The sequence below is a fragment of the Streptomyces solicamelliae genome (genome assembly GCF_045348655.1).
In the GTDB taxonomy this organism is placed as follows: Bacteria; Actinomycetota; Actinomycetes; order Streptomycetales; family Streptomycetaceae; genus Streptomyces; species Streptomyces solicamelliae.
On record NZ_CP160404.1, the window covers coordinates 3,500,730 to 3,526,788 of the forward strand.

At 72.1% G+C, this 26,059-nt stretch carries 24 protein-coding genes and 1 tRNA gene; 15 read left to right on the forward strand and 10 right to left on the reverse strand.

Going from position 1 to position 26,059, the window contains the following annotated elements; translation table 11 throughout:
• Positions 1-25: 25 nt before the first annotated feature.
• On the reverse strand, positions 26-472 hold the full coding sequence (locus ABZO31_RS16245; protein ID WP_406861939.1) for an ATP-binding protein: 447 nt from the start codon (positions 470-472) through the stop codon (positions 26-28).
• A 206-nt stretch (positions 473-678) separates the two neighbouring features.
• Here ABZO31_RS16245 and ABZO31_RS16250 point away from each other — a divergent pair, with 206 nt between their 5' ends.
• From ABZO31_RS16250 to ABZO31_RS16290, 9 genes are all read left to right on the forward strand, one after another.
• On the forward strand, positions 679-1,545 hold the full coding sequence (locus ABZO31_RS16250; protein ID WP_406861940.1) for a hypothetical protein: 867 nt from the start codon (positions 679-681) through the stop codon (positions 1,543-1,545).
• Positions 1,546-1,648: 103 nt separating this feature from the next.
• Positions 1,649-2,440: a YcnI family protein gene (locus ABZO31_RS16255; RefSeq protein WP_406861941.1), complete on the forward strand. Its 792-nt coding sequence runs from the start codon at positions 1,649-1,651 to the stop codon at positions 2,438-2,440.
• A gap of 43 nt (positions 2,441-2,483) precedes the next feature.
• Positions 2,484-3,191, forward strand: a complete 708-nt coding sequence (locus ABZO31_RS16260; RefSeq protein ID WP_406861942.1) for an SCO family protein — start codon at positions 2,484-2,486, stop codon at positions 3,189-3,191.
• Positions 3,188-3,652 (forward strand): copper chaperone PCu(A)C, encoded by a 465-nt coding sequence (locus ABZO31_RS16265; RefSeq protein WP_406861943.1) that lies wholly within the window; start codon positions 3,188-3,190, stop codon positions 3,650-3,652. The genes ABZO31_RS16260 and ABZO31_RS16265 overlap by 4 nt, the downstream gene beginning before the upstream one ends.
• 20 nt (positions 3,653-3,672) lie before the next feature.
• Positions 3,673-5,652 carry a copper resistance protein CopC gene (locus ABZO31_RS16270; RefSeq protein WP_406861944.1) on the forward strand — a complete coding sequence of 660 codons (1,980 nt, stop codon included), beginning with the start codon at positions 3,673-3,675 and terminating at the stop codon, positions 5,650-5,652.
• Positions 5,653-5,655: 3 nt separating this feature from the next.
• The gene (gene efeB, locus ABZO31_RS16275) at positions 5,656-6,930 is read left to right on the forward strand and encodes an iron uptake transporter deferrochelatase/peroxidase subunit (protein WP_406861945.1); all 1,275 of its coding nucleotides are present in this window, start codon (positions 5,656-5,658) and stop codon (positions 6,928-6,930) included.
• Between the two features lie 46 nt (positions 6,931-6,976).
• Positions 6,977-7,912 (forward strand): prephenate dehydratase, encoded by a 936-nt coding sequence (gene pheA / locus ABZO31_RS16280; protein WP_406861946.1) that lies wholly within the window; start codon positions 6,977-6,979, stop codon positions 7,910-7,912.
• A gap of 545 nt (positions 7,913-8,457) precedes the next feature.
• Entirely contained in the window at positions 8,458-9,735 is a 1,278-nt protein-coding gene (gene serS / locus ABZO31_RS16285; protein WP_406861947.1) for a serine--tRNA ligase, read from the forward strand.
• The gene (locus ABZO31_RS16290; RefSeq protein WP_406861948.1) at positions 9,732-10,538 is read left to right on the forward strand and encodes an HAD family hydrolase; all 807 of its coding nucleotides are present in this window, start codon (positions 9,732-9,734) and stop codon (positions 10,536-10,538) included. Before serS ends, ABZO31_RS16290 begins: the two co-directional genes overlap by 4 nt.
• A gap of 16 nt (positions 10,539-10,554) precedes the next feature.
• Here the strand turns inward: ABZO31_RS16290 and ABZO31_RS16295 are convergent.
• The 6 genes from ABZO31_RS16295 to ABZO31_RS16320 all read right to left on the reverse strand — a co-directional run bounded on the left by ABZO31_RS16295 (position 10,555) and on the right by ABZO31_RS16320 (position 15,887).
• Positions 10,555-10,639, reverse strand: a tRNA-Ser gene (locus tag ABZO31_RS16295).
• 168 nt (positions 10,640-10,807) lie between these two features.
• On the reverse strand, positions 10,808-12,214 hold the full coding sequence (gene lpdA, locus ABZO31_RS16300; protein WP_406861949.1) for a dihydrolipoyl dehydrogenase: 1,407 nt from the start codon (positions 12,212-12,214) through the stop codon (positions 10,808-10,810).
• Positions 12,215-12,385: 171 nt separating this feature from the next.
• Positions 12,386-13,105, reverse strand: coding sequence for an ABC transporter permease (locus tag ABZO31_RS16305; protein ID WP_406861950.1), 720 nt, complete (start codon positions 13,103-13,105; stop codon positions 12,386-12,388).
• 18 nt (positions 13,106-13,123) lie between these two features.
• Positions 13,124-14,035 (reverse strand): ABC transporter ATP-binding protein, encoded by a 912-nt coding sequence (locus ABZO31_RS16310; protein WP_406861951.1) that lies wholly within the window; start codon positions 14,033-14,035, stop codon positions 13,124-13,126.
• Positions 14,032-14,922 (reverse strand): ABC transporter permease, encoded by an 891-nt coding sequence (locus tag ABZO31_RS16315; protein ID WP_406861952.1) that lies wholly within the window; start codon positions 14,920-14,922, stop codon positions 14,032-14,034. The genes ABZO31_RS16310 and ABZO31_RS16315 overlap by 4 nt, the downstream gene beginning before the upstream one ends.
• On the reverse strand, positions 14,919-15,887 hold the full coding sequence (locus ABZO31_RS16320; protein ID WP_406865371.1) for an ABC transporter ATP-binding protein: 969 nt from the start codon (positions 15,885-15,887) through the stop codon (positions 14,919-14,921). Before ABZO31_RS16320 ends, ABZO31_RS16315 begins: the two co-directional genes overlap by 4 nt.
• 261 nt (positions 15,888-16,148) lie before the next feature.
• Here ABZO31_RS16320 and ABZO31_RS16325 point away from each other — a divergent pair, with 261 nt between their 5' ends.
• The 5 genes from ABZO31_RS16325 to ABZO31_RS16345 all read left to right on the forward strand — a co-directional run bounded on the left by ABZO31_RS16325 (position 16,149) and on the right by ABZO31_RS16345 (position 20,977).
• The gene (locus ABZO31_RS16325; RefSeq protein WP_406861953.1) at positions 16,149-17,009 is read left to right on the forward strand and encodes a M24 family metallopeptidase; all 861 of its coding nucleotides are present in this window, start codon (positions 16,149-16,151) and stop codon (positions 17,007-17,009) included.
• The gene (locus ABZO31_RS16330) at positions 17,009-18,787 is read left to right on the forward strand and encodes an SDR family oxidoreductase (protein ID WP_406861954.1); all 1,779 of its coding nucleotides are present in this window, start codon (positions 17,009-17,011) and stop codon (positions 18,785-18,787) included. The genes ABZO31_RS16325 and ABZO31_RS16330 overlap by 1 nt, the downstream gene beginning before the upstream one ends.
• Positions 18,788-18,961: 174 nt before the next feature.
• Positions 18,962-19,873, forward strand: a complete 912-nt coding sequence (locus ABZO31_RS16335) for a MerR family transcriptional regulator (RefSeq protein ID WP_406865372.1) — start codon at positions 18,962-18,964, stop codon at positions 19,871-19,873.
• Between the two features lie 93 nt (positions 19,874-19,966).
• Positions 19,967-20,509 carry an RNA 2'-phosphotransferase gene (locus ABZO31_RS16340; protein ID WP_406861955.1) on the forward strand — a complete coding sequence of 181 codons (543 nt, stop codon included), beginning with the start codon at positions 19,967-19,969 and terminating at the stop codon, positions 20,507-20,509.
• Positions 20,510-20,524: 15 nt separating this feature from the next.
• Complete coding sequence (locus tag ABZO31_RS16345; protein WP_406861956.1) at positions 20,525-20,977, forward strand: hypothetical protein; 453 nt, start codon at positions 20,525-20,527, stop codon at positions 20,975-20,977.
• Here the strand turns inward: ABZO31_RS16345 and ABZO31_RS16350 are convergent.
• A complete protein-coding gene (locus ABZO31_RS16350) occupies positions 20,958-21,872 on the reverse strand; it encodes an LLM class flavin-dependent oxidoreductase (protein WP_406861957.1) in 915 nt (304 codons plus the stop codon). The two genes, ABZO31_RS16345 and ABZO31_RS16350, sit on opposite strands and share 20 nt — an antisense overlap.
• 177 nt (positions 21,873-22,049) lie before the next feature.
• Here ABZO31_RS16350 and ABZO31_RS16355 point away from each other — a divergent pair, with 177 nt between their 5' ends.
• A complete protein-coding gene (locus ABZO31_RS16355) occupies positions 22,050-22,898 on the forward strand; it encodes a Cof-type HAD-IIB family hydrolase (RefSeq protein WP_406861958.1) in 849 nt (282 codons plus the stop codon).
• Here the strand turns inward: ABZO31_RS16355 and ABZO31_RS16360 are convergent.
• Positions 22,870-24,171 (reverse strand): M23 family metallopeptidase, encoded by a 1,302-nt coding sequence (locus ABZO31_RS16360; protein WP_406861959.1) that lies wholly within the window; start codon positions 24,169-24,171, stop codon positions 22,870-22,872. The genes ABZO31_RS16355 and ABZO31_RS16360 overlap by 29 nt on opposite strands.
• Positions 24,172-24,305: 134 nt before the next feature.
• Positions 24,306-26,012 (reverse strand): GAF domain-containing sensor histidine kinase, encoded by a 1,707-nt coding sequence (locus ABZO31_RS16365; RefSeq protein WP_406861960.1) that lies wholly within the window; start codon positions 26,010-26,012, stop codon positions 24,306-24,308.
• Between the last annotated feature and the right edge of the window lie 47 nt (positions 26,013-26,059).

Below are 26,059 nucleotides of genomic sequence, written 5' to 3' on the forward strand. Positions count from 1 at the left end.
TACGTCCCGGCGCGTTCGCGGGGCCTTACGTCAGGGCCAGCGGGGCGTCCGAGCGCCACTTCACGATCTTGTCGAAGCTGACCAGCGCCCCGCCCCGGCCCGTACGGCCGAAGTGGACGTGGTCGGCGAGCTCCTCGATCAGCCGGAGCCCCCGGCCGTGCTCGGCGTCCGCGGGGGCGAGCCGCTCCGGCGGCGCGTCCGAGGAGAAACCGGGACCGGAATCGGCCACTTCGATGCGGCAGGTCTCCCCGTCGAGGTACGCGGTGACGCGGTACGCCTCCGAGGCACGGCCCCGCCCCTCGGCGCCGCCGTGCTCCACCGCATTGGCGCACGCCTCGGTCAGCGCGACCGACAGTTCGTACGACACGTCCGGGTCGACGCCCGCCGTCTCCATCGTGCCGAGCAGGAGTCTCCTGGCCAGCGGCACGCTCGCAGCCTCGCGCCGCAGATGGAGAGACCACCAGATGCTCATGCTCCACCCTCCCGGCCACGGCTCGACGTACCCCTACGTATTGCCCCCCGCCACGCTTCGTAAGCCCCACCGGTCCGTGAGAGCGCTCATACGGCGGATACCCAGTCCCCCGCACACGGGTGTATGTCGGGCCGGCGGCGGCAAAACATGATCTTCCGGACCTGCTGCGAGAACCGGGGGAGGGGGGTGGAATGATGAGCCCCGCCATGTCTGCCTCCCCACCGGCCGCACAGACCGGAGCCGCCCCGCGGCTCCTGAGGGCCGCGGTGTTCACCGCGGTCTGCGTCGTGCTGTCCGCGCTGGGCCATGCGCTGGCCGCCTGCGCGGGCATCGCGCTGTGGACCGTCGCCGGCGGGATGCTCGGCGTCTTCGTGCTGATCCTGCCGTTCGCCGGCCGGGAGCGCTCGCTGCCCGCGGTCGCGGGCGCGCTGGCGACCGGACAGCTGGCGCTGCACGCCCTGTTCGGGCTCGGCCAGCTGCTGCAGCAGCGGCTGGCCGCCGGGGCGGAGTCCGACGCGGCGCTGATCCGCATGGCGGCGCGGCTGGTCTGCGGGGCGGGCGCGTCCGCGGCCCTCAGCCCCGCCGACGCGGCCCGTATCGTCACCGCGGCCGGCCTCGACCCGGCCCGCGTGGCGGCCGGCGGGACCACGGCCGGCGCGGGACATCCGCACCACGGGACCGGCGCGTCCGGCGCCCCGGGTACGGACGGACTCGTCGGCGCGCTGACGGGCGCCGAACTCGTGCCGTCCCTGCCGATGCTGCTGGGCCACCTGCTCGCCGCACTGGCCACGGGCTGGCTGCTGCGCCACGGCGACCTGGCGCTCGGCCGCCTCGGCCGGCTCTCCGCGGAGGGCGCGACCGGGCTCGCCGAGGCCGCGCTCGTCCGTCACCTGCGGGCCGCGCTGACCCTCGTACAGTCCCTCCTCGCCGGCCTGCCCGCACTGCCGGCCTCCGGGCCGCGCGGCCTCGCGCGCACCACCGACGACTCCTCGCCGCCGACGACGGCCGAGGCACTCCAGCACACCGTCGTCCGGCGCGGCCCGCCGGCCGGCGACTGCGTACTCGCGGCCTGAAGCGGTCCACCCGACACGAGGGGGGCCGCGGTGTCCGCGCGCTGCCCTCACGGCCGCGCGCCGGACCTCCTCTCCGACTGTCGAACTGTGGAGTGTCACAGCCATGAAGCGTTCCTCGCGTTCCCCGCTTTCCTCACGTTCCCCGCTCTCCTCGTACGCCTCGCGCGCCGCCCTCGCCGGCGGGCTCGCCGTCGCCTCCTGCGTGCTGCTCTCCGGCACCGCCTTCGCGCACATCGGCGTGCAGCCGCAGGGCGAGGCCGCCAAGGGCGGCTACGCGACCGTCAACGTGAAGGTCCCCAACGAGCGGGACAACGCCCCCACGGTCAAGGTCGAGGTGAACTTCCCCGCCGACCACCCGCTGGCCTCCGTGATGCCGCAGCCGGTGCCCGGCTGGAAGGCCGAGGTCACCCGGACCAAGCTCGCCAAGCCGCTGGACCTGCACGGCAAGAAGATCACCGAGGCCGTCTCCAAGGTCACCTGGACCGCCTCCGGCGACGCGAAGATCGGCCCCGGCCAGTTCCAGCAGTTCCCGCTGTCGCTCGGGCGGCTGCCCGAGAACACCGACCGGCTCGTCATCAAGGCCCTGCAGACCTACGACAACAACGAGGTCGTGCGCTGGATCGAGGAGCCCAAGGAGGGCGCCGCCGAGCCGCAGAACCCGGCGCCGGTGCTGAAGCTGAGCGCCCCCGCCGAGGACCACCACGGCGGCGCCGCGAAGGGCGACGACAAGGCCGGCCACACCGAGACCACCGGCAAGGCGGGCGCCACCGCCCACGCCGAGGCCGCCGCGGACTCCACCGACACCACCGCCCGTGTGCTCGGCGTCGTCGGCATCCTCGTCGGCGTCGCTGGTGTCGCGTTCGGGGTCCTGGCCCGCCGCCGCCCGACCGCCTGACGACCGGACCTCTCGCCGAGCCATCCGAAAGAGAACCCCTTTCATGAACCAGCACCACCGCACCGCCGCCGGCGCCCGCCCGGGCCGCCGTCGTCGCACCACCTTGGCCGCCGCCGCCCTCGCGGCGGTGGCCGCGCTCACCCTCACCGCCTGCGGCGGCGGGGACGACAAGCACGAACACAGCTCCGTCGCCGAGGTCTCCGGCACCGCGGACAGCGCCAAGGCGGCCACCGTCCTCGACCGGCCGTTCGCCAAGCCCGACCTCGTCCTCACCGACACCAAGGGCAAGCCGTACGACCTCAAGGCCGTGACCAAGGGCAAGCCGACGCTCATCTACTTCGGCTACACGCACTGCCCCGACGTCTGCCCCCTGACGATGAGCAACATCGCCATCGCCAAGAAGAAGCTCCCCCAGGCCGACCAGGACAAGCTCCAGGTCGTCTTCGTCACCACCGACCCCGAGCGGGACACCTCCGCCGAGCTCGCCAAGTGGCTGCCCGCCGCCGGCGACCCCTCCTTCACCGGCCTCACCGGCGACTTCGCCACCATCCAGGCCGGCGCCCGCCAGCTCGGCATCGGCATCGACCCGCCGAAGAAGGAGAAGGACGGCTCGGTCGTCTCCATGCACGGGGCGCAGGTCATCGCCTTCTCGCCGACGACCGACCAGGGCTACGTCCTGTACGGCGAGGACACCACGGCGGACCAGTACGCCGCCGACCTGCCGAAGCTCATCAAGGGGGAGAACCCGTGACCCGCCGCACCACCGCCCTGTCCGTCGTCGCCCTCGCCGCCGCGCTCGCCCTGACCGGCTGCTCGACCTCGTCGTCCGCGTCCACCGACGACAAGCCGAAGCTCGAGGTCAGCGGCGCGTTCATGCCCCAGCCCGTGATGGACATGGCCGGCGGCTTCCTGACCGTCAAGAACACCGGCGGCGCCGCCGACAAGCTCACCTCGGTCACCAGCCCGCTCTCCGACGACGTCCAGATCCACGAGACGAAGAACCAGAAGATGCAGCAGGTGGAGTCCTTCGACATCCCTGCGAACGGCGAGCTGAATCTCGAACGCGGCGGCAACCACATCATGTTCATGAAGATCAAGCAGAAGCCGAAGCAGGGCGACAAGGTGAGCATCCAGCTCCACTTCGAGAAGTCCGAGCCGATCACGGTCGAGCTTCCCGTCGAAGCGCCCAACCACAACCCGCAGAAGCACTGAGCTGACTGAGGGGTCACCCCATGACGACCACCGCCCCGCGCCTCGGAGCCGCCCTCGCCCGGCTGCTCCTCGTCGCCGCCGCCCTGATCGGCGCACTGCTCGCCGGCGCCGCGCCGGCGAGCGCCCACGCCGCGCTGACCGGCAGCGACCCCCAGGACGGGGCGGTGGTCGCCACCGCCCCCAAGGAGGTCAACCTCACCTTCTCCGAGCAGGTCGCCATGGGCGACGACTCCATCCGGGTCCTCGACCCCTCGGGCAAGCGGATCGACACCGGCGAGATCCGCGACCTGTGCAGCGGCGCCCTCGTCCGGTACGGCGTCGGCCTGCGCGCCGGTCTGCCCGACGGCACGTACACCGTCGCCTGGCAGACCGTCTCCGCCGACAGCCATCCCATCTCCGGCGCGTTCACCTTCTCCATCGGCGCCCCCTCCCAGACATCCGTCTCCCTTCCCGACCGCGAGGCCGGCGGCGGCCCCGTCGGCGTCCTCTACGGCATCGCCCGCTATCTCGCGTACGCCGGCTTCGTCGTCCTGGCCGGCGGCGCGGCCTTCGTCCTGGCCTGCTGGCCCCGCGGCGCGAGCGTCCGCCCCGTCCAGCGCCTCGTCGTCCGGGGCTGGCTGACCCTGACCGCGGCCACGCTGGCGATGCTGCTGCTGCGCGGGCCCTACACCGGCTCCGGCGAACTCGCCGACGTCTTCGACCTCGCCGGTCTCAAGGCCGTCCTGGAGACCAAGACCGGCGCCGCCCTGATCTCCCGGCTGATGCTGCTCGGCGCCGCCGCGCTCTTCGTCGCCGTGCTGTTCGGCGCGTACACCAAGCGCACCGACGAGCAGGAACGCAAGGACCTCACCTTCGGGCTGGCCCTCGGCGGCACCGTCGTCGCCGCCGGCATCGCGGGCACCTGGGCCCTCGCCGAACACGCCTCCACCGGGATCCAGCCGGGCATCGCCATGCCCGTCGACATCCTGCACCTCCTCGCCGTCGCCGCCTGGCTCGGCGGACTCACCGCCCTCCTCGTCGCCCTGTACCGCTCCCCCGACATCGAACCCACCTCCGTCCGGCGCTTCTCCCGCGTCGCGTTCGGCTCCGTCGTCGTCCTCGCCGCCACCGGGCTCTACCAGTCCTGGCGCCAGGTCGGCTCCTGGTCCGCCCTGACCGGCACCTCCTACGGCCGGCTGCTGCTGCTCAAGATCGGCCTGGTCGCCCTCCTCGTCGCCGTCGCCTGGCTCTCCCGCACCTGGACCGCCAAACTCCCCGAGCCGTCGTCGCCTCCGGAGGCGACGGACGAGCCGGACACAAACGGGCCGGAGGAGCCCGAGTCGTCTGAGCCGTCCGAAGACCCCACGGCCGAGGGCGAGTCCGAGTCCGAGGAGCCCGAGCCGTCCGAACAGTCCGCCGAAGCCGCCGCCGAGACCGCCGACCCCGAGCGGGCCGCGCAGCTCGCCCGGCAGCGGGCGGCCGTGGCCACCGCCCGCAAGAAGCGGCTCCGGGACGCCGATCCCGTACGCAGCGGGCTGCGCCGCTCCGTGCTCACCGAAGCCGCCGTCGCCGTCGTGCTCCTCGCCGTCACCACCGTGCTCACCTCCACCGAGCCGGCCCGCACCGAACAGGAGGCCGGCCGCACCCAGGCCGCCTCGGGCTCCACCGCCGTGCCCGACCGTCCCCTCGACGTCCGGCTGCCGTTCGACACCGGCGGCGCCGAAGGCAAGGGCACCGTCCGGCTCACCCTCGACCCCGGCCGCTCCGGGGCCAACACCCTCCATGTCTACGTCGACCGCCCCAACGGGCGACCGCTCGACGTCCCCGAGGTCAAGGTCGCCTTCACCCTGAAGGACAAGGAGATCGGCCCCCTGCCCGTCGCCCCGGACCGGATCCAGACCGGACACTGGAGCGCCGGCAACGTCCAGATCCCGATGCCCGGCGAGTGGCTGATCCAGGTGACGGTCCGCACCTCCGACATCGACCAGACCACCATCGACAAGACCGTGAAGATCGGCTGATCCGTGACTGCACAACCCGACACCGAGGCCCAGGCCACCCCCGACAAGCCCGAGCTCACCCGCCGCCGGCTGCTCGGCACCGCCGGCGCCGCCGGAGCGGCCGGTCTCGCCCTCGGCGCGGCCGGCGCCACCGGGGTGTACGCGGCCGTCGCCGGCCCGGACTCCGGCTCCTCACCCGCGCTCTCCACGGTCGGCTCGACCGAGGTCGTGTTTCACGGGAAACATCAGGCGGGCATCACCACTCCTCTCCAGTCCCGCGGTCATCTGATCGCCTTCGACCTCGCCCCCGGCGCGGGCCGCAAGGAGGCCGCCGCCCTGCTGCGCCGCTGGTCCGCCACCGCCGCCGAGCTGATGGCGGGCCGTGCCCCCGCCGCCGACACCGGTGTCGCGCTCGACGCCGGCCCCTCCTCCCTGACCGTCACCTTCGGCTTCGGCCCTACCTTCTTCGACCGCACGGGCCTCACCGCCCGCCGGCCCGTCGAACTCGACCCGCTCCCCCCTTTCTCGTCCGATGCCCTCGACCCCAAGCGCTCCGAGGGCGATCTGTGGGTCCAGATCGGCGCCGACGACGCCCTCGTCGCCTTCCACGCCCTGCGCGCGCTCCAGAAGGACGCCGGATCGGCGGCCCGGGTCCGCTGGCAGATGAACGGCTTCAACCGCTCGCCCGGCGCCACCGCCGGCCCGATGACCGCGCGCAACCTGATGGGTCAGGTCGACGGCACCAACAACCCCAAGCCCTCCGAGCCCGACTTCGACCGGCGGATCTTCGTGCCCGCCGGCGGAGCCCAGCCCTGGATGGCCGGCGGCTCGTACGCGGTCGTCCGCCGGATCCGGATGCTGCTCGACGACTGGGAGCAGCTGCCGCTGAAGAAGCAGGAGCAGGTCATCGGCCGCCGCAAGGCGGACGGCGCCCCGCTCACCGGCGGCACCGAGACCACCGACCTCGATCTGGACAAGTTCGGGCCCGACGGCAAGCTGGTGATCCCGGACAACGCCCATGCCCGGATCTCCGCCCCCGAACAGAACGGCGGTGCGGCGATGCTGCGGCGTCCGTTCTCCTTCCACGACGGGATCGCCGCGGACGGGACCCCCGATGCCGGGCTCCTGTTCATCTGCTGGCAGGCCGACCCGCTGCGCGGTTTCGTGCCGGTCCAGCGCAAGCTCGACCGGGGCGACGCTCTGTCTCCTTTCATCCGTCACGAGTCCAGCGGTCTGTTCGCCGTCCCCGGCGGGCCGGACCGGGGCGAGTACGTGGGCCAGCGGCTTCTGGAGTCGTAGCGGCCTCTGCCTCCGTCGCCTCCCCGGGCCCATTAGGGTGACCGGTATGTCAGCCACCCGGTACACGTATCTCGGTCCCGAAGGCACCTTCACGGAGGCCGCGCTGCGGACGCTGCCCGAGGCGGCGACCCGGGAGCTCGTCCCGATGGTCTCCGTGCCCGCCGCACTGGACGCCGTGCGCAACGGGGAGGCCGCCGCGGCTCTCGTGCCGATCGAGAACTCGGTGGAGGGCGGGGTGACCGCCACCCTCGACGAACTCGCCTCCGGCCGACCGTTGATGATCTACCGCGAGGTCGTGCTGCCGATCGCCTTCGCCCTGCTCGTCCGGCCCGGGACCAAGATCTCCGAGATCAAGACCGTGACCGGGCACCCGGTGGCGCAGCCGCAGGTCCGCAAGTGGCTGCGGGCGAACCTGCCGGAGGCCGTGTGGGAGTCGGCGGCGTCCAACGCGGACGGGGCGCGGCTGGTCCAGGAGGGCCGGTTCGACGCCGCGTTCGCGGGCGAGTTCGCGGCGGCGACGTACGGGCTCGAGGCCCTGGTCACCGAGATCCACGACGCGGAGAACGCCGAGACCCGGTTCGTCCTGGTGGGCCGGCCCGCCCGGCCGGCGGCGCCGACGGGTGCGGACAAGACCTCGGTGGTGCTGTGGCTGGGCGACGACCACCCGGGCGCGCTGCTCGAACTCCTGCAGGAGTTCGCGGTACGGGGCGTGAACCTGATGCTGATCCAGTCCCGCCCGACGGGCGCGGGCATCGGCAACTACTGCTTCGCGGTGGACGCCGAGGGGCATATCGCGGACCGGCGGGTCGGCGAGGCGCTCATGGGCCTGAAGCGGATCTGCCCGAAGGTGCGCTTCCTCGGCTCGTACCCCCGGGCGGGGGTGTCGGTGGACGAGGTGCGACCGCTGCGGACCGGGACGTCCGACGATGACTTCATGGTGGCCTCCGACTGGTTGGCTCGGGTCCAGGACGGGCGGGCCTGACGCTCGCTGCGTCGACCTGACCCGATCGTGCCCCGCCGGCCGCGGTGGCGCCTCCCTTCGTCCACAGGTACGGACCACTAGTCCTACCTGCATACTTTTCCACTGCACACCAAGTTATCCACAGGCTCGCCTCTCGACCTGGGGACAAGTCGATACGGGAAGCCGTCATCGTCGACAAATCCCCCTAGTCACTCCACACCCGCCCACAGCGCTGCACTCCACCCGTGTCAGCCCCATTCCGTCGATCAACTCTTTAGAGCGAGCAATTCCCACTCGAAGGAGTGTCGAAATGGGGTTTGATCTACGAATTACCGGGTCTCGGCGAGGAATCTCCAAGATCTGCGCCACGATCCACAGAAGTTCCGCACAGCCTGTGGATAAGGAAGCGGCGCCCCCGCTTCCTGTGGAGAAGTGAATTGATCACCGCCCCGCCGCTCCGCTATCGGCGAATACGGAGAGTTTCCCAATAGTTGCAATTAGGGCAAAGCGACACGCAAAGCCATATCGGGTGGGGTCGGCCGATCGCGCACCGGTAGCCTGGTGGGGTGATTGACCTTCGCCTGCTCCGTGAGGACCCCGACCGTGTTCGCGCCTCCCAGCGCGCCCGTGGAGAGGACGTCGCCCTCGTCGACGCCCTGCTCTCCGCCGACGAGCGGCGCAGGTCGTCCGGCGTCCGCTTCGACGAGCTCCGTTCCGAGCAGAAGGCGCTCGGCAAGCTGATCCCCAAGGCCACCCCGGAGGAGCGCGCCGAGCTCCTGCAGAAGGCCGAACAGCTCAAGACCGACGTCAAGGCCGCCGAGGCCGAGCAGAACGACGCCGACGACGAGACCCGCCGTCTGCTGCTCCAGCTGGGCAACCTCGTCCACCCGGACGTCCCGGTCGGCGGCGAGGAGGACTTCGTCGTCCTCGAGACCCACGGCACCGTCCGCGACTTCGCCGCCGAGGGCTTCGAGCCCAAGGACCACCTGGAGCTCGGCGAGGCGCTCGGCGCCATCGACGTCGAGCGCGGCGCGAAGGTCTCCGGCTCGCGCTTCTACTACCTGACCGGCGTCGGCGCGCTGCTGGAGCTCGCCCTCGTCAACGCGGCGATCGCGCAGGCCACCGAGGCCGGCTTCATCCCGATGCTCACGCCCGCGCTGGTCCGCCCGCGCGCTATGGAGGGCACCGGCTTCCTCGGCCAGGCCGCGGAGAACGTGTACCACCTGGAGAAGGACGACTACTACCTCGTCGGCACGTCCGAGGTCCCGCTCGCGGCGTACCACATGGACGAGATCGTCGACGCGGACAAGCTGCCGCTGCGGTACGCGGGCTTCTCGCCCTGCTTCCGCCGCGAGGCCGGCACCTACGGCAAGGACACCCGCGGCATCTTCCGCGTCCACCAGTTCGACAAGGTCGAGATGTTCTCGTACGTCGCGCCTGAGGACGCCGAGGCCGAGCACAAGCGCCTCCTGGACTGGGAGAAGCAGTGGCTCACGAGCCTGGAGCTGCCGTTCCAGGTCATCGACGTCGCCACCGGTGACCTGGGCGCCTCCGCCTCGCGCAAGTTCGACTGCGAGGCCTGGATCCCGACCCAGGGCAAGTACCGCGAGCTGACCTCCGCCTCGAACTGCGACGGCTTCCAGGCCCGCCGCCTGTCCGTCCGCATGCGCGAGGGCAAGAAGGTGCAGCCGCTCGCGACGCTGAACGGCACGCTGTGCGCCGTTCCGCGGACGATCGTCGCGATCCTGGAGAACCACCAGCTGGCCGACGGCTCGGTGCGCGTGCCGGAGGTCCTCCGGCCGTACCTGGGCGGCCGTGAGGTCCTGGAGCCGATCTCCAAGTGAGCGCCGGCGCCTTCCCGTACCGCCTGGTCGCGACGGACCTCGACGGCACGCTGCTGCGCGCCGACGAGTCCGTCTCGGACCGTACGCGTGACGCTCTGACCGCCGCCACGGCGGCCGGGGCGGCCCACATCGTGGTGACCGGCCGGTCCGTGCCCTGGACCCGGCACATCCTCGACGACCTCGGCTACGAGGGACTCGCGGTGTGCGGGCAGGGCGCGCAGGTGTACCACGCGGGCGAACACCGGCTGCTGACCTCGCTGACGCTCGACCGGCAGCTGGCCGGCCTGGCGCTGTCGAAGCTGGAGGCCGAGGTCGGCCCGCTGGCGCTCGCCGCGAGCCGGGACGGGCTCGACGGCGAGGTCCTGATCAGCCCGGACTACCGGGTGCAGGAGGGACCCCTGCCGTACGTGCCGATGAAGGACGCGGCGGACCTGTGGGCCGCCCCGCTCAACAAGGTGTACGTGCAGCACGCCGCGCTCTCCGACGACGAGCTGGCCGCGGCCGCGCGCCGGACCGTAGGCGGTCTGGTCGACGTCGTCGTGGCGGGCCCGGGGATAGTGGAGATCCTGCCGCTGGGCCTGAGCAAGGCGACGGGTCTGTCGCTGGCGGCGCGTCGGCTGGGCGTGAAGGCGGCGGAGACGATCGCCTTCGGCGACATGCCGAACGACATCCCGATGTTCGGCTGGGCGGCGCGCGGCGTGGCGATGGCCAACGCCCACGACGCCCTGAAGGCGGTCGCGGACGACGTCACGGCCTCGAACGAGGACGACGGCATCGCGGTCTTCCTGGAGCCTCTGCTCTAGGAGCGCGGGCACGCGGCGGAGGATGCGCGGATCGAACGCGCGCGGGGCTGACCCCGACTACGGCTTAGCAAGCCGCTGCCTTACCACTCGGCCAATCCTCCGGAAGGGCGGTCCGCGCGGTGTGCACCGCGCGCTCGAAGCGACCGCCCCGGCGGCGCCCCCAAGCGCCGGCCTGCAACAAGTGTGCGTCCGGCGGCTCTTCGGCCGCCAACGAATAAACGGGCGGCGGGCCTGAGGCCCGCCGCCCGTTCTCGACGCGTCCGGGAGCGTCAGAAGTTGATCATGTGGCCGGCCAGGCCGTGGATCGCTTCCTTCACGGCCTCGCCCAGCGTCGGGTGCGCGTGCACGTTGCGGGCGACCTCGTTGACCGTCAGGTCCCACTGCTGGGCCAGGGTCAGCTCGGGCAGCAGCTCGGTGACGTCCGGGCCGATCAGGTGGGCGCCGATGATCTCGCCGTACTTCGCGTCGGCGATGATCTTCACGAAGCCGGTGGAGTCGCCCAGGCCGTGCGCCTTGCCGTTCGCGGTGAACGGGAACTTGGCGACCTTGACGTCGTAGCCCTTCTCCCGCGCCTGCGCCTCGGTCCAGCCGAAGCTCGCGATCTGCGGCTGGCAGTAGGTGGCGCGCGGGATCATCGGGTAGTCGAGCTCCATGGTCTCGGCGTCACCGATGGTCTCGGCGGCGACGACGCCCATGGACTCGGCGGTGTGCGCGAGCATCAGCTTCGCGGTCACGTCGCCGATGGCGTAGATGTGCGGGACGTTGGTGCGGCAGCGGCCGTCCACGTCGATCGCACCGCGCTCGGTCAGCGCGACGCCGGTGTTCTCCAGGCCGTAGCCCGCGACGTTCGGCGCGAAGCCGATGGCCTGCAGGACCTTGTCGGCCTCCAGGACCTTCTGCGCGCCGTCCTTGATGCCGGTGACGGTGACGCGGACCTGCGGGCCGGACTCGTCGATCGCGTCGACGCGGGTCGAGGTCAGGACGTCGATGCCGAGCTTGCGGTACTGCTTCGCCAGCTCCTTGGAGACGTCGGCGTCCTCCAGCGGCGCGATCCGGTCCAGGAACTCGACGACGGTGACCTTCACGCCGTAGTTGTGCAGCACGTACGCGAACTCGATGCCGATGGCGCCGGCGCCGGCGATGATGATCGACTGCGGGACGTCCTCGGCGAGGATCTGCTCCTCGAAGGTGACCACGCGCTCGCTGCGGGCGGTGCCGGGCAGCAGCTTCGGGGTGGCGCCGGTGGCGATGATGCAGTTGTCGAACGTGATCGTCTGCGTGGTGCCGTCGGAGAGGGCGACCTGCAGGGTGTTCGCGTCGACGAAGGTGCCGCGGCCGTCGAACTCCGTGATGTTGTTCTTCTTCATCAGGAAGTGGACGCCCTTGACCCGGCCGTCCGCGACGGTGCGGCTGCGCCGGAACGCCTCGCCGTAGTCGAAGGAGACCGTGCCGTCGACCTTGATGCCGAAGGTCTTGGCCTCGTGGTTGAAGATGTGGGCCAGCTCGGCGTTGCGCAGCAGCGCCTTGGTGGGGATGCAGCCGACGTTCAGGCAGACACCGCCCCAGTACTTCTCCTCCACGACCGCGACCCGCTTGCCGAGCTGCGCGGCGCGGATGGCGGCGACGTAGCCGCCGGGGCCTGCTCCGAGTACGACGACGTCGAAGCGGTCTGACATGGCTGACTCCCGAATTGGTGTGTTCGTCTCCGCGTACCAGCCCACAGTAATCCCGAGCCGCGCGGGGCGGCCGGGCGGCGTACGTGGGGCCCGTCACCCGCGCGGGCCCGGAACCTCCGGGGTTCCGGGCCCGCGCGGCCGGTCGGTCCGGCCCCGTACGCGGCGGGGTGACTACTCCTCGCCGGCGAGGGTGAGCGTGCGCAGCTTCTGGCCGGCGTACCAGGTGGCGGCGACGGTGACACCGGCCAGCAGGGCGGCGGCGACGGGCAGGCCGACGTCGGAGGCGATCAGGCCCTCGCCGCTGACCTTCTCGGCCAGGGCCAGCGCCCACTGCTGGACGCTCAGGGTGCGGGCGCCGGCGATCAGGGAGCCGAACAGGGCCTCCCAGATCAGGGCGTAGACCAGACCGATGACCACCGCGTGCCGGCTGATGGTGCCGAGCAGCAGGAACATGGCGCTGTAGGCGATGGAGGCGACGAGCGCGGCCACGGTGTACGCGACGGCGACCTGCTGCCCGTTGCCGTTGAGGATCATGCCGGCGATGAACGTGGGGATGGCCGAGAAGGCCATGGTCACGGCGATCGCGACGATCAGCTTGGTGAGGATGATCGTCGGCCGCTTCACCGGCTTGGACAGCAGATAGACGATCGAGCCGTCGTCGATCTCCGGTCCGATCGCGCCGGTGCCGGCGATGACGCCGATCAGCGGCACCATCGTGGCGAGCGCGAAGCCGCCGAGGACGTTGGCGGCCACCTGGTCGTCCGCTCCGGTGAAGAAGCGGACGGCGACGGCGATCACGATGAGCAGGACGGGCAGCGCGAACAGGACGAGTGCGCGCCGGCGGCCGAGGAGGGCCCGGTACGTGAGCCGGGCGACGGTGGGGTCGTACATGCGGGGTCAGTGCTCCTTTCAGGCCGCGACGAGGTACGAGAAGACCGATTCGAGGGACTCGTCGGACGGCGAGACCGTCAGCAGCCGGATCCCCTGGGCACGGGCGATCTGCGGCAGCAGTGCGGTGAACCGGCCGAAGTCCACGGCCTGGATGCGCAGCGCGCCCTCGGCGATGTCGACCTCGATGCCCGCGGTGGACGGGTCGGCGATCAGCGCGGCGGCCAGCGCCCGGTCGTCGGAGGAACGGACGAGGTAGCGGTGCGGGCGGTCCGTCATCAGGCGGCGGATCCGGCGGAAGTCGCCGGAGGCGGCGTGCCGGCCGGCCACGATCACCTCGATGTGCGAGGCGAGCTGCTCGACCTCCTCCAGGATGTGCGAGGAGAACAGGACCGTACGGCCCTCCGCGCCCATCCGCCGCAGCAGCTCCATGAGTTGCATGCGCTGGCGCGGGTCCATGCCGTTGAACGGCTCGTCGAGCAGCAGCACCGACGGCTCGTGCACAAGGGCCGAGGCCATCTTGACGCGCTGCCGCATGCCCTTGCTGTACGTGGAGATCTTCCGGTCCTGGGCGTACTCCATCTCGACGGTGGCCAGCGCCTTCTGTGCCTCCGCCTTGCCCAGGCCGTGCAGCTCGGCGTTGGCTACGACGAATTCGCGGCCGGTGAGGAAGTCGTACATCGCCTCCCGCTCGGGGACGACGCCGATCTCCTTGTAGACGGACTCGTTGCGCCAGATCGGCCGGCCGTCGAGGGTGACGCTGCCGGTCGACGGGTCGAGGAAGCCGCCCATCATGTTGATCAGGGTGGACTTGCCGGCGCCGTTGGGGCCGAGCAGGCCGGTGACGCCGGGGCCGATCGTCATGGTGACGTCGTTGACGGCCACCACGTTGCCGAACCAGCGCGAGGCGTGGTCGATGTTGAGCGTGCTCACAGGCCGACCTTTCGGTAGCGGCGCATCAGGACGGCGTACGAGCCGAGGATCAGCGCGAGGACGACGACGAGGTAGACCGCGCCCGTCCCGGCGCCGACGGCCACCTCGCCGGGGAAGGCGGGCGGAGCACCGAGGAAGGCGGTCTGGACGCCGCTGACGAGGGTGAGGGGCGAGAACAGGCCCATCCAGGCGATGGGGTCGAGGTTGTCGGTGGCGTAGGCGATGCCCTGCAGCGTGGTGACCGCGCCGTACGAGATCGTCAGTACCGCGATCACCGCGGCGACGCCGAAGCCGCGGCGCGGGGTGAGCGCCGCCATGACGAGGCCGATGCCGCCGAAGAGCAGCGAGAGCAGCGCCACGGAGACCATCCCCTGCCCGAACAGCGCGGTCTGGTCGGCGAAGTCCAGCTTCGCGAGCAGCGCGCCGATGTAGAGGATCACCAGCGGCACGGCGGTGAGGAGGAACAGCGCCGAGGCCATGGCGCCGTACTTGGCGAGCACGTAGTCGGTCCGCTCGATGGGGCGCGAGAAGTACAGCGGGACGGTGCGGAACCTGAGGTCGCGGGAGACGGACTGCGGGGCCTGGGCGGCCACGTAGATGCCGATGACGACCTGGAGGTACAGCGCGTACTGGGTGTACTCGATGGCCAGCTTGGGGGCCTTGGTGACGACCGCGACGGCGACGATGATCAGCGCCGGGACGCACATCACGCCGAACAGGAGCATCGGCAGCACCTTGGACTTGGCACTGCGGCCGAGACCGTACGCGCCGCGCAGAGACTGCGAGAACAGCGCCCGGCGGGCGTAGCCGCGGCCGAGCCGGGGCCCGTCGTACGTGCGGTAGCCGATGTTGTGGATCTGTGTGGTCTCGGGGGCCTGGGAGCTCATCGCGCCGGCACCTCCTCCTGCTGCTGTTCGGAAGCCTGGGGACGGAACACCTCGGCGATGTGGTGGCGGCGCTGTTCCATCCGCACCAGGCCGAGGCCGAGGCCGGCCACGGTGTCCCTGACCAGGTCGTACGTCTCGTCGCCGGTGGCCTCCAGGAGGAGGATGTGGCCGGCACCGGGCAGGCCCTCCTCCATTCCCTCGTGGAGGGCGACGCCGGCGGCGGCGAGCGCGCCGCGCAGCGCGGCCGTGCCGTCGGGATGAGTGTCGGAGTCCGTGACCTCGACCGCGAGGGTGGTGGTGGTCCGGGTGAAGTCGCTGGTGGAGCTGGAGCGGAGCAGCCGGCCGCCGTCGATGACGACGACGTGGTCGCAGGTGCGCTCCAGCTCGCCGAGGAGGTGCGAGGTGACCAGCACCGAGATGCCGAAGTCGGTCCAGACCCGGCGGATCAGGCCGAGCATCTCGTCCCGGCCGACCGGGTCGAGGCCGTTGGTCGGCTCGTCGAGGAGGACCAGCCTGGGGTCGTGGACGAGGGCCTGGGCCAGCTTCACCCGCTGCTTCATGCCCGTCGAGTAGCCGCCGATGGGGCGGTAGCGCTCCTCGTACAGGCCGACGTGGCGCAGGGTGTCGGCGGTCCGCTCGCGCGCGGCCGCGGCGGGCAGGCCGGACATCCGGGCCATGTGGACGACCAGTTCGGTCGCCGAGACGTCCGGCGGCAGGCAGTCGTGCTCCGGCATGTAGCCGACCCGCTCGCGGATGGCGGCGCCGTGGGTGGCGACGTCGAGTCCGAGGACTTCGGCGCGGCCCTCCGTGGCCGGGGACAGACCAAGAAGAATCTTGATCATCGTGGACTTGCCGGCTCCGTTGGCACCCACCAGTCCGGTCACACCGGGCCCGATGTCCAGGGAGAGCCGGTCGAGAGCGGTCACCCGGGGGAACCGCTTGCTGAGGCTTTCGGTGGCGATCACAGTCACGCTTCGACCGTAGTGGTGTGCGCCACAGCAGTCGTCAGCCCAACGGCTCGGTCCGTGTCCGACTCCAGGAGTACATGCCCGTAGGGGAGCGACGACGAAAGTCACCACGAACATCCGGGGCGCGGCGACGTTCGGGGTGTCGTCCACAGGTCTCGTGCACACCCCTTGACGCAGACGCCAGCCATTGTCACATTCATCAGTGTCAAGTTACGCGCACGTAGCGCACACGGCGGGACGGACGGGACGGCGGGTGGCATGACTACAGCAACGAGGGGCGAACGGGCCGCGGAGCTGCGCGGGTTCAGGGAGGTCCAGCGGCTCTCCTACGCGTGCGCGGAGGCCGTCGCGGCTCAGCTGAAGCCGGGCGTGACCGAGCGCGAGGCCGCGAGGATGCAGCGCGAGTGGCTGTACGCGCGCGGGGTGAAGGACTGGTTCCACCGTCCCTTCGCCTGGTTCGGCGACCGCACCGCCTTCGTCGACTTCAAGATCCCGCTGCAGTTCTTCCCCACGAACCGGCGGCTGGAGGCGGGGATGCCGTTCATCCTCGACATGGCCCCGGTCTACAAGGGGTACACGGCCGATATCGGGTACTCCGGCTGTCTGGGCCTGAACCCCGTGCACGACAAGCTGCTCGCCGACCTGGAGGCGCATCGCGAGCTGATCCTGCGCGAGGTGCGCGAGCGCCGCACGCTGCGGGAGATCTACGAGGACGTGGACCGGCTCATGGTCCGCCAGGGCTACGCCAACCGGCACCGCGCGTATCCCTTCGGCGTGATCGCCCACAAGATCGACCGGGTGAAGGAGCGGCGCTGGGCGCCGACGCTGTTCGGCTTCGGCACGCAGTCCCTGAAGGGCCTGGCGAGCGACGCGATCCACGGCCACCGGGACGGCTGGTCGCCGCTGTGGTCGCCGTACAAGTTCTCCGACCACCCGCCGCGGCCCGGCCTGTGGGCCGTCGAGCCGCACCTCGGCTTCCGGGGGACGGGCGCGAAGTTCGAGGAGATCCTGGTCGTCACGGACTCCGCGGACCCGCAGGAGAGCGCGTTCTGGCTGGACGACGACCTGCCGCACGTGCGGCGCTGGGCCGAGACCGAGGCGGAAGGAAGGGCGGCGTGATGACGGAGCTGCAGGGGGCGCGGGAGCGCTGGGTCAGGACGGGCGGGATCGAGCTGTGCGTCGCCGAGCTCGGCGACGAGAGCCGGCCGACGGTGCTGCTCGTGCACGGTTACCCGGACTCCAAGGAGGTCTGGACGGAGGTCGCGACCCGGCTCGCCGACCGCTACCACGTGGTGCTGTACGACGTGCGCGGACACGGCCGGTCGACGGCCCCGACACCGCTGCGCGGCGGCTTCACCCTGGAGAAGCTGACGGACGACTTCCTGGCGGTCGCCGACGCGGTCAGTCCGGACCGGCCGGTGCACCTGGTCGGGCACGACTGGGGCTCGGTGCAGTCCTGGGAGTTCGTGACGGTCCCCCGCACCGAGGGCCGGATCGCCTCGTTCACCTCGATGTCCGGTCCGTGCCTGGACCACTTCGGGCACTGGATCAAGCAGCGGATGACCCGGCCGACCCCGCGCCGGGTGGGCCAGCTGCTCGGCCAGGGCGCCAAATCCTGGTACGTGTACATGCTGCACACCCCGGCGCTGCCGGAGCTGGCCTGGCGCGGCCCGCTCGGCAAGCGGTGGCCGAAGATCCTCCAGCGGATGGAGAAGGTCCCCGCCGGGGACTACCCGACGTCCTCGCTGCCCACCGACGCGGCGCACGGCGCCTGGCTGTACCGGGACAACGTGCGCTCCCGGCTGCTCCGGCCGCGCCCCGACGCGTACGCGCACGCCCCGGTACAGCTGATCACGCCGCTCGGCGACGCCTTCCTGTCGGAGCGGCTCTACGACGACCTGGGGACCTGGGTGCCCGAGCTGACGCGGCGCACCCTGACCGCCAAGCACTGGGTGCCGCGTACCCGCCCCGACCAACTCGTTGCCTGGATCGGCGACTTCGTCGACGGTCACGAGAGCCCGCAGGCCAAGGCGCCGAGGACGGCGGCGAAGAGCGAGGCGGACCCGGCGTACGCGCAGCGATTCGGCGGCCAGCTGGTGCTGGTGACCGGCGCGGCCAGCGGCATCGGCCGGGCGACCGCGTTCGCCTTCGCCGAGGCGGGGGCGCGGGTGATCGCGGTGGACCGGGACGCCGAGGGCGCGGCCCGCACGGCGGAGATGGCCCGGCTGATCGGCGCCCCGGAGGCCTGGGGCGAGACCGTCGACGTCGCCGACGAGCAGGCGATGGAGAAGCTGGCCGCGAAGGTCGCCGACGAGTACGGCGTGGTGGACGTCCTGGTCAACAACGCCGGGATAGGGCTGAGCGGTTCCTTCTTCGACACCACCAGCGAGGAGTGGAAGAAGGTCCTCGACGTCAATCTGTGGGGCGTCATCCACGGCTGCAAGGTGTTCGGGGCGCAGATGGCCGCGCGCGGTCAGGGCGGCCACATCGTCAACACCGCTTCGGCGGCGGCGTTCCAGCCGTCCCGGTCACTGCCCGCGTACAGCACGTCGAAGGCGGCGGTGCTGATGCTGAGCGAGTGCCTGCGGGCGGAACTGGCCGGGCAGGGCATCGGCGTCACGGCGATATGCCCGGGCATCGTCAACACCAACATCACGGCGACGGCCCGGTTCGCCGGGGCCGGGGAGGAGGAGCAGTCGCGCCGGCAGAAGCACGCCTCGCGGCTGTACGGGCTGCGCAACTATCCGCCGGAGAAGGTCGCGGACGCGATCCTGCGGGCGGTGCTGCGCAACGAGGCGGTCGTGCCGGTCACGCCGGAGGCTCACGGGCTGCGTCTCATGTCCCGGTTCACGCCGCGGGCGCTGCGGGCGCTGGCCCGGTGGCAGCCGCCGGCATAGCCGCGGGGCCTGCGGACGCGGAGGGCGACGGCCGGGCCCGGGGATCCGGACCGGCCGTGGCATCCTTCCGCAGAAGGGCTGGAGGAGCGAGTGGTGTCTGAGCGGGCGGAGTCGGAGCGGCCGGAGCCGGCGGCGGAGTACCGGGGGAGCGAGTACCGGGCGGCCGAGTACCGGATCGAGGATCTGGCGCACCACAGCGGCGCCACGGTCCGCACGATCCGCGCCTACCAGGACCGCGGGCTGCTGCCGCGGCCGGAGCGCCGGGGCCGTTCCAACGTGTACGGGGACGCGCATCTGTCCCGGCTGCGGCAGATCGCGGACCTGCTGGACCGCGGCTACACGCTGGCCTCGATCAAGGAGCTCCTGGATGCCTGGGACACCGGCCGGGGGCTGGGCGGGGTGCTGGGCCTGGTCGCCGAGGTCGACGGCCCGTGGACGGACGAGGAGGCGGACCGGATCTCGCGCACCGAGCTGGACGCCCGCTTCGGCGGGGAGCCGGACGAGGACGCGATCCGGGACGCGATAGAGCTGGGCGTGCTGGTGCCGATCCCGGACCGGGACGAGGAGTTCCTCGTCCCGAGCCCGCAAGAGCTGGCGGTGGCCGTCGAGTTGTACGCGGCGGGGGTCCCGCTGTCCGCAATCACCGGGCATCTGCGGGAACTTCGCGGCCAGGTCGAGCACATAGCGTCCCGCTTCCTGGAGTTCACCACGGAGCACGTCTTCGCCCGCTATCTGGAGCACCGGCCGCCGACGGACGCGGACGCGAGCGCCGCGGCGACGATGGTGCGGCGGCTGCGGCCGCTGGCGCAGCAGACGGTCGACGCGGAACTGGCGCGCGCCATGCGGCTGTTCGCGCAGCGGCACCTCCAGCACCACCTCACCGCCGACGCTCCCCTGTCACACGGGCAGGAGACGCGTCAGGTGGCTCTGCCGCCCGAGACGATCCGGGCCGTACAGAGGCTCGTTGGGAACGAGAACGTGGCAGCGTTCATCGCTGCGGCCGCCGAACGGGAGGTGCAGTCACGGACATTGGATGCACTCGCGGCAAGTCATGTCAATCATCCGGAACTTCCCCAAAACGGTTGATTTCACTGCAGAGTTGTCCACAGAATCGCCAATTCCCTTGTGGATAACTAGAGTTCGCTGTGGATCAAACCTCTTCGCCCCCAGGGATGTGACATGGACGAACGGCGCACCGTGAAGGTGTCGAAATACCTGTCGAAGCATCTGCGGCACCAGCCGGAGCGGATCGGGCTGGTCCTCGACGCGCAGGGCTGGACGGAGATCGACGCACTGCTGCGCGCGGCCGCCGCGCACGGCTTCCCCATCACCCGCGCCGAGCTGGACCATGTGGTCGCCGCCAACGACAAGAAGCGGTTCGCGATCGAGGGAACCCGGATCCGGGCGAGCCAGGGCCACACCGTGGAGGTCGACCTGGACCTACCGGAGGCGGAGCCGCCCGCGTACCTCTACCACGGCACCGTCGCCCGCTTCCTCGACGCGATCCGCGCCGAGGGGCTGCGCCCGATGGCCCGCCACCACGTGCACCTGTCGGCCGACCGCGAGACCGCGACCCGCGTCGGCGCGCGCCGCGGCCGGCCGGTGGTGCTCAGCGTGGACGCGGGCGCGATGCACCGCGCGGGCCACGTCTTCCACCTCAGCGCCAACGGCGTCTGGCTGACCGACGCCGTCCCGCCCCGATACCTCCGCCTCCCCGGCTGAGGCATGATCGACGACATGGCCCATCCGCATCTGCCCACGACCGAATCGGCCGTGACCGCGATCCGCGAGATCGCCCGGTCCGAGAACCGCGAGCTGACGGTGACCGACGACATCGGCGCGGACCGTACCTCGCGCCGCACCTCCGCCGGTGCCTTCGCCGTGCTCGACCCGGACGGCTCGCTGCCGCACGAGGCCTTCGTCGAACTGGGCGGCTCCCCCGCGGTGAGCGTCCAGCTCTACCCCGAGGACGACGCCCGGATCACCGTGGACGGCGTGGAGTTCGCGGACGTGCCCCGCGACTCCGTCCCCGCCTTCCTGCGCTCCGTCTACGAGGGCCTCGCCCATGTGAAGGGCCGCTTCTGGCCCGCGGGCTGGTGGCTGGTCGTACCGCTGCCCGGCGACGAGACCTACAAGGAACTGGTGCTCGCCGGCACCCTCACCCCGTGGCTCAGTTCACGGGTGCGCTGACGCCCAGCTGGGCCAGGCCCTCCGTGGCGATCTTCTCGTAGACCGCCTCGTCGGCCTCGAACACCGAGTCCGCGATCGGCATGTGGATCACGATCTCGTCGAAGCCCAGCTCGAAGTGGCGCCCGGCGAAGTCCACGAAGGCGTCGAAGGACTCCAGCGGACGGTCCGGGGTGAAGCCGGTGAGCAGGATCTTGTCCAGCTCCGTCACGTCCCGGCCGGTCTCGGCGCAGGCGGCGCCGAGCTTCGCGACCTGGCCGCGGATCGCCTCGTACGACTGCTCCGGCGTGCCCTCCTCGAAGAGCTTCGGGTCGCCCGTCGTCACCCACGCCTGGCCGTGCCGCGCCGCCAGCCGCAGCCCGCGCGGACCGGTGGCCGCCACCGCGAACGGCAGCCGCGGCCGCTGCACGCAGCCGGGGATGTTGCGCACCTCGTCCGCCGAGTAGAACGTGCCCCGGTACGAGACGACGTCCTCGGTGAGGAGCCGGTCGAGCAGCGGCACGAACTCGCCGAACCGGTCCGCCCGCTCCCGCGGCGTCCACGGCTCCTGGCCCATGGCCGTCGCGTCGAAGCCGACGCCGCCCGCGCCGATGCCCAGGGTGATCCGGCCGCCGGACACGTCGTCCAGCGTGATCAGCTCCTTGGCGAGGGTGACCGGGTGCCGGAAGTTGGGCGAGGTCACCATCGTGCCCAGCCGGATCCGGTCCGTCACACCGGCCGCGGCGGTCAGCGTGGGTATCGCGCCGAACCACGGACCGTCCCGGAAGGTGCGCCAGGACAGGTGGTCGTAGGTGTACGCGGCGTGGAAACCGAGCTGCTCGGCGCGAAGCCACTGGTCGCGGCCGCCCTCGTGCCAGCGACGGGTCGGGAGGATCACGGTGCTCAGACGCATACCCACGACAGTACGCGGCGCCACCGACACTCGGCACCGGAGCACCCTGCGCCCGGGTCCGGTGGGGCGTGTGCGCCCCGTGCGCCCCGTGTCCCCCCGTATCCCTCCGCGCCGCCGCCCTGTGCGCCTCTCAGATGTGCAGGCAGCCGCACGCACGTGCATCCGGTGCGTGAGAATGGATCCGTGACCTCATCCCTCCCCGGGCGCGACGGCGCGCCGACTCCGAAACTGATCGCCACCGACCTCGACGGCACGCTGCTCCGCGACGACAAGTCCGTCTCGCCCCGGACCGTCGCGGCGCTCGCCGCCGCCGAGGCCGCCGGGATCGAGGTCTTCTTCGTCACCGGGCGCCCGGCCCGCTGGATGGACGTGGTCAGCGACCATGTGCACGGCCATGGCCTCGCGATCTGCGCCAACGGCGCCGCGGTGGTCGACCTCCACTCCGGAGGAACGTTTCTGGAGGTACGTCCGCTGGAGCGGCCGACCGCCCTGGACGTCGTCCACCGGCTGCGCGAGGCCGCACCCGGCAGCTCCTTCGCGGTCGAGCTGACCACCGGCATCCACTACGAGCCGCTGTACCCGCCGTTCTTCCTCGACCCCGGCGCGACCGTCGCCATCGCCGAGAAGCTGCTCTACGAGGAGGCCCCGGGCGCGGCCGCCCCCGTACTGAAGCTGCTCGCCCAGCACCCCGAGCTGGACCCGGACGCCTTCCTGGCGCTGGCCCGCGGGGCGGCCGGCGACCGGGCCTCGTTCACCCGGTCCAGCCCGACCGCCCTGCTCGAGGTCAGCGGGCTCGGCGTCTCCAAGGCGTCCACGCTCGCGCACTGCTGCGCCGAGCGCGGCATCACGGCCGAGGAGGTCGTCGCCTTCGGCGACATGCCCAACGACATCGAGATGCTGAACTGGGCGGGCCGCTCGTACGCCATGGGCAACGCGCACCCCGACGTGGTCACCGCCGCCTCCGGCCGCACGGTCGCCAACAACGAGGACGGCGTCGCCGTCGTCATCGAGGAGATCCTGGCGGGCCTGTGAGGGCACCCGCCGGGTCCGGCGCGCCGCCGAGCGGCCCGTCCGGAACCAGGTCGGGAGCAGGGCCGGGACCGGGAGCACCGGATCCGGGAGCACCGGGCGCCGGAGCAGGTCCGGGAGTCGGCGCCGGTGCCGGTGCCGGGAAGAGCCCCTCCTGACCTGCGGCACCCGCGGCGTCCGGCAGCGGCGGGCCCGCCGCGCCCGTCTCCTCGCCCGGCGGGACGACGGCCCGCAGCCGTACCCCGCGCTCGGCGAGCCAGCGGGCCGGGTCCACGCCCGAGCCCAGCTGGGGCGTCAGCCGGGTCTCGAAGTGCAGGTGGGGGCCGGTGGAGTTGCCGGTCGTCCCGGACTGCCCGATCCACTGTCCGGGCCTCACCCGCTCGCCCGCCTCCACGGCCGCCGAGGCCAGGTGCGCGTACTGCGAGTACCAGCCGCCGTCGTGGCCGACGACCACCTCGATCCCGAAGCCCCCGCCGCAGGACACCCGCACCACCCGGCCCGCACCGACCGCCCGCACGGGCGTGCCGATGGGCACGGCGAAGTCCTGGCCGGTGTGCCGGCTCGCCCAGCGCTCGCCCGCGCTGTCGAAGCCCGCGGAGAGCGCGTACGCCTCCACCGGCGCGACCCAGCGGGCGCCGCGCGGCGGGCCACCGGGCTGCTCGATGCGCACCGCGCCCCGGCAGCTGCCCGCGGCGGCGCTGCGGTTCGCCTCCGCCTGGAGCCGCCACTGCGCCTCCTCGAGCCGGGTCTGGATGCCCTGCTTGATCCGGTCGAGCCGTGCCACCCGCAGGTCGAGCTCGTGCCGGGCCCGGCTCGCCGCACCCTCCGCCGCCGCCAGGCGGGCCTCCGCCTTGCGGGAGCCGTCGAGCAGCCGGCTCACGGCCGCCTCCGCCTGAGCGGCGAGCTGCTGACCGCGCATCAGCTGGTCGGGGTTCCTCGAGAGCAGCAGCCGGGCGGTGTGGGTGAGCGAGCCGCCCTCGCGGTACTGCGCGCGGGCGACACCGCCCGCCTGCTCGTGCAGCACGGCGAGTTCACGGCGGTGCCCGGTCAGCCGCTGCTCCAGGGCCGCGGCCCGGACGCGCTGGGCGTCGGCGGCCCGCCGGCCCCGCTCGTACGAGGCGACCGCACGCGCGGTCTCCTGGTACAGCCGGGCCACCTCGGGACCGAGGCTCGGCCCGTCGGAGGCGACGGCCGGGCGCGCCGACAGCAGGCACAGTGCGAGCAGCGCGACGAGCAGCGGCACAGGGCGGGGCCACCGGTCGTATGAAGGGCGCATGGTCGGATCGTCACCCCGCGCCGGCCCGAATCGCGGCAGCACACGGGCGTCGTACGGCCGGACGGCCTACGAACATCAGACGATCGGCCCGCACGCCGCCCCGGCGTGCCCCGCTGCAACCGCGGCGTGCCCCGCTACAACGGGGCCTGCCACACCACCGTCGTCCCGCCGTCGTCGTCGCCGATGCCCGGCTCGCACCAGCTCGCGCCGCCGAGGGACTCCGCGCGCCGGGCCAGGTTCCGCAGTCCGCTGCGCCGGCCGCCCTCGGGGATGCCCACGCCGTCGTCCGCCACCGACAGCCGGACGCCCGGTGTCCCGTCCGCCAGCCTGACGGTGGCGTCCACGACGACCTCGATCCGGGTCGCCTCCGCGTGCCGGAAGGCGTTGGAGAGCGCCTCGCGCAGGGCGGCGACGAGGTTCTTGCCGGTGAGTTCGCCGACCGTCGCGTCGACCGGACCGAGGAAGCGGTGCGCGGGCTTGAAGCCCAGCGGCACCGCGGCCATGTTGATCTCCCGCAGCACGCGGGTGCGCAGCCCCGACGGGGCCTCCGCCGGGCCCTGCTGGAGCGCGAAGATCGCCGTGCGGATCTCCTGGATGGTGACGTCGAGCTCGTCGACCGCCTTGCCGACACCCTCCCGCACCGCCGGCACGACCGACTTGCGCTGGGCGCTCTCCAGCATCATCCCGGTGGCGAACAGCCGCTGGATGACCAGGTCGTGGAGGTCACGGGCGATGCGGTCGCGGTCCTCGTAGACGGCGAGCCGCTCCCGGTCGCGCTGCGCCTCCGCCATCATCAGCGCCAGCGCGGCCTGCGAGGCGAACTGCGTGGCGAGGGTGCGCTCGGCCTCGGTGAACTGACGGGCGCCGCGCGCCCGGGGCGTGGCGAGCGCGCCGAGGACCCGCCCGCCGCTCTGCAGCGGCAGCAGCATGCTCGGCCCGTACTCGACGGCGACCCGGCTGAGCATGCGCGTGTCGGCGGAGGCGTCGGTGACGAACACCGGCTCGCCGGCGAGCAGCCGCTCCACGACCGGGCTCTCCGGCGGGATGACGATGCCGAGCACCTTGGCGGGCTGGTCGGCGGAGACGGCGACGATCTCGAGCCCGCCGTCCTCGGCGGGCAGCAGGACGATGCCCGCGGCCGCGTCGGCGAGCCGACGGGCCTGCTCGGCCACGACGGTGAGGGCGTCGTCGGCGTCGCCGCCGGAGAGCAGCGCGGTGGTGACGGCGACCGAGCCGTCGATCCACCGTTCGCGCTGCCGGGCGGCCTCGTAGAGACGGGCGTTGCCGATGGCGATGCCGGCCTCGGTGGCCAGGACGCGGACCATGTGCACGTCGTCGTCGGTGAAGGGGTCACCGCCGTGCTTCTCCGCGAGGTAGAGGTTGCCGAAGATCTCGCCCTGGACGCGGATGGGGACGCCGAGGAAGCTCCGCATCGGGGGATGGCCGGGCGGGAAGCCGGCGGAGCGCGGATCGGCGGTCAGGTCGGCGAGACGGATCGTCTGCGGATCCCGGATCAGCGCGCCGAGCAGTCCGGCGTGCCCGTCGGGACGGCGGCCGATGCGGCGGGCGGTCGCGTCCGGGACGCCGTGCGTGACGAAGTCGGAGAGCCCCTCGCCCTCCTCGTCGACCACGCCGATCGCCGCGTAGCGGGCGTCGGCGAGTTCGGCGGCGGTCTCGCAGATGCGGTCCAGGGTGGAGTGCAGTTCCAGACCGGTGCCGACCGACCGCATGGCCTCCAGGAGTCGGGGGACGCGTGCCGTCAGCTCGGTGGACAGGCCCTGGAGGCTGCGGGTGGCCTGGGTGGCGGCTTCGAGCGGGTCCGGAGCGTCGGGCACGGTCATGCCCCCGAGGGTAGTAAGTCCGTTTTGAAGAGAAAAGCCTGAATGGC

Coding starts and splice junctions, on each gene's coding strand:
- ABZO31_RS16245 (WP_406861939.1), bottom strand. CDS start 472: ATGAGCATCTGGTGGTCTCTCCATCTGCGGCGCGAGGCTGCGAGCGTG.
- ABZO31_RS16250 (WP_406861940.1), top strand. CDS start 679: ATGTCTGCCTCCCCACCGGCCGCACAGACCGGAGCCGCCCCGCGGCTC.
- ABZO31_RS16255 (WP_406861941.1), top strand. CDS start 1,649: ATGAAGCGTTCCTCGCGTTCCCCGCTTTCCTCACGTTCCCCGCTCTCC.
- ABZO31_RS16260 (WP_406861942.1), top strand. CDS start 2,484: ATGAACCAGCACCACCGCACCGCCGCCGGCGCCCGCCCGGGCCGCCGT.
- ABZO31_RS16270 (WP_406861944.1), top strand. CDS start 3,673: ATGACGACCACCGCCCCGCGCCTCGGAGCCGCCCTCGCCCGGCTGCTC.
- pheA (WP_406861946.1), top strand. CDS start 6,977: ATGTCAGCCACCCGGTACACGTATCTCGGTCCCGAAGGCACCTTCACG.
- lpdA (WP_406861949.1), bottom strand. CDS start 12,214: ATGTCAGACCGCTTCGACGTCGTCGTACTCGGAGCAGGCCCCGGCGGC.
- ABZO31_RS16305 (WP_406861950.1), bottom strand. CDS start 13,105: ATGTACGACCCCACCGTCGCCCGGCTCACGTACCGGGCCCTCCTCGGC.
- ABZO31_RS16315 (WP_406861952.1), bottom strand. CDS start 14,922: ATGAGCTCCCAGGCCCCCGAGACCACACAGATCCACAACATCGGCTAC.
- ABZO31_RS16325 (WP_406861953.1), top strand. CDS start 16,149: ATGACTACAGCAACGAGGGGCGAACGGGCCGCGGAGCTGCGCGGGTTC.
- ABZO31_RS16330 (WP_406861954.1), top strand. CDS start 17,009: ATGACGGAGCTGCAGGGGGCGCGGGAGCGCTGGGTCAGGACGGGCGGG.
- ABZO31_RS16340 (WP_406861955.1), top strand. CDS start 19,967: ATGGACGAACGGCGCACCGTGAAGGTGTCGAAATACCTGTCGAAGCAT.
- ABZO31_RS16345 (WP_406861956.1), top strand. CDS start 20,525: ATGGCCCATCCGCATCTGCCCACGACCGAATCGGCCGTGACCGCGATC.
- ABZO31_RS16360 (WP_406861959.1), bottom strand. CDS start 24,171: ATGCGCCCTTCATACGACCGGTGGCCCCGCCCTGTGCCGCTGCTCGTC.
- ABZO31_RS16365 (WP_406861960.1), bottom strand. CDS start 26,012: ATGACCGTGCCCGACGCTCCGGACCCGCTCGAAGCCGCCACCCAGGCC.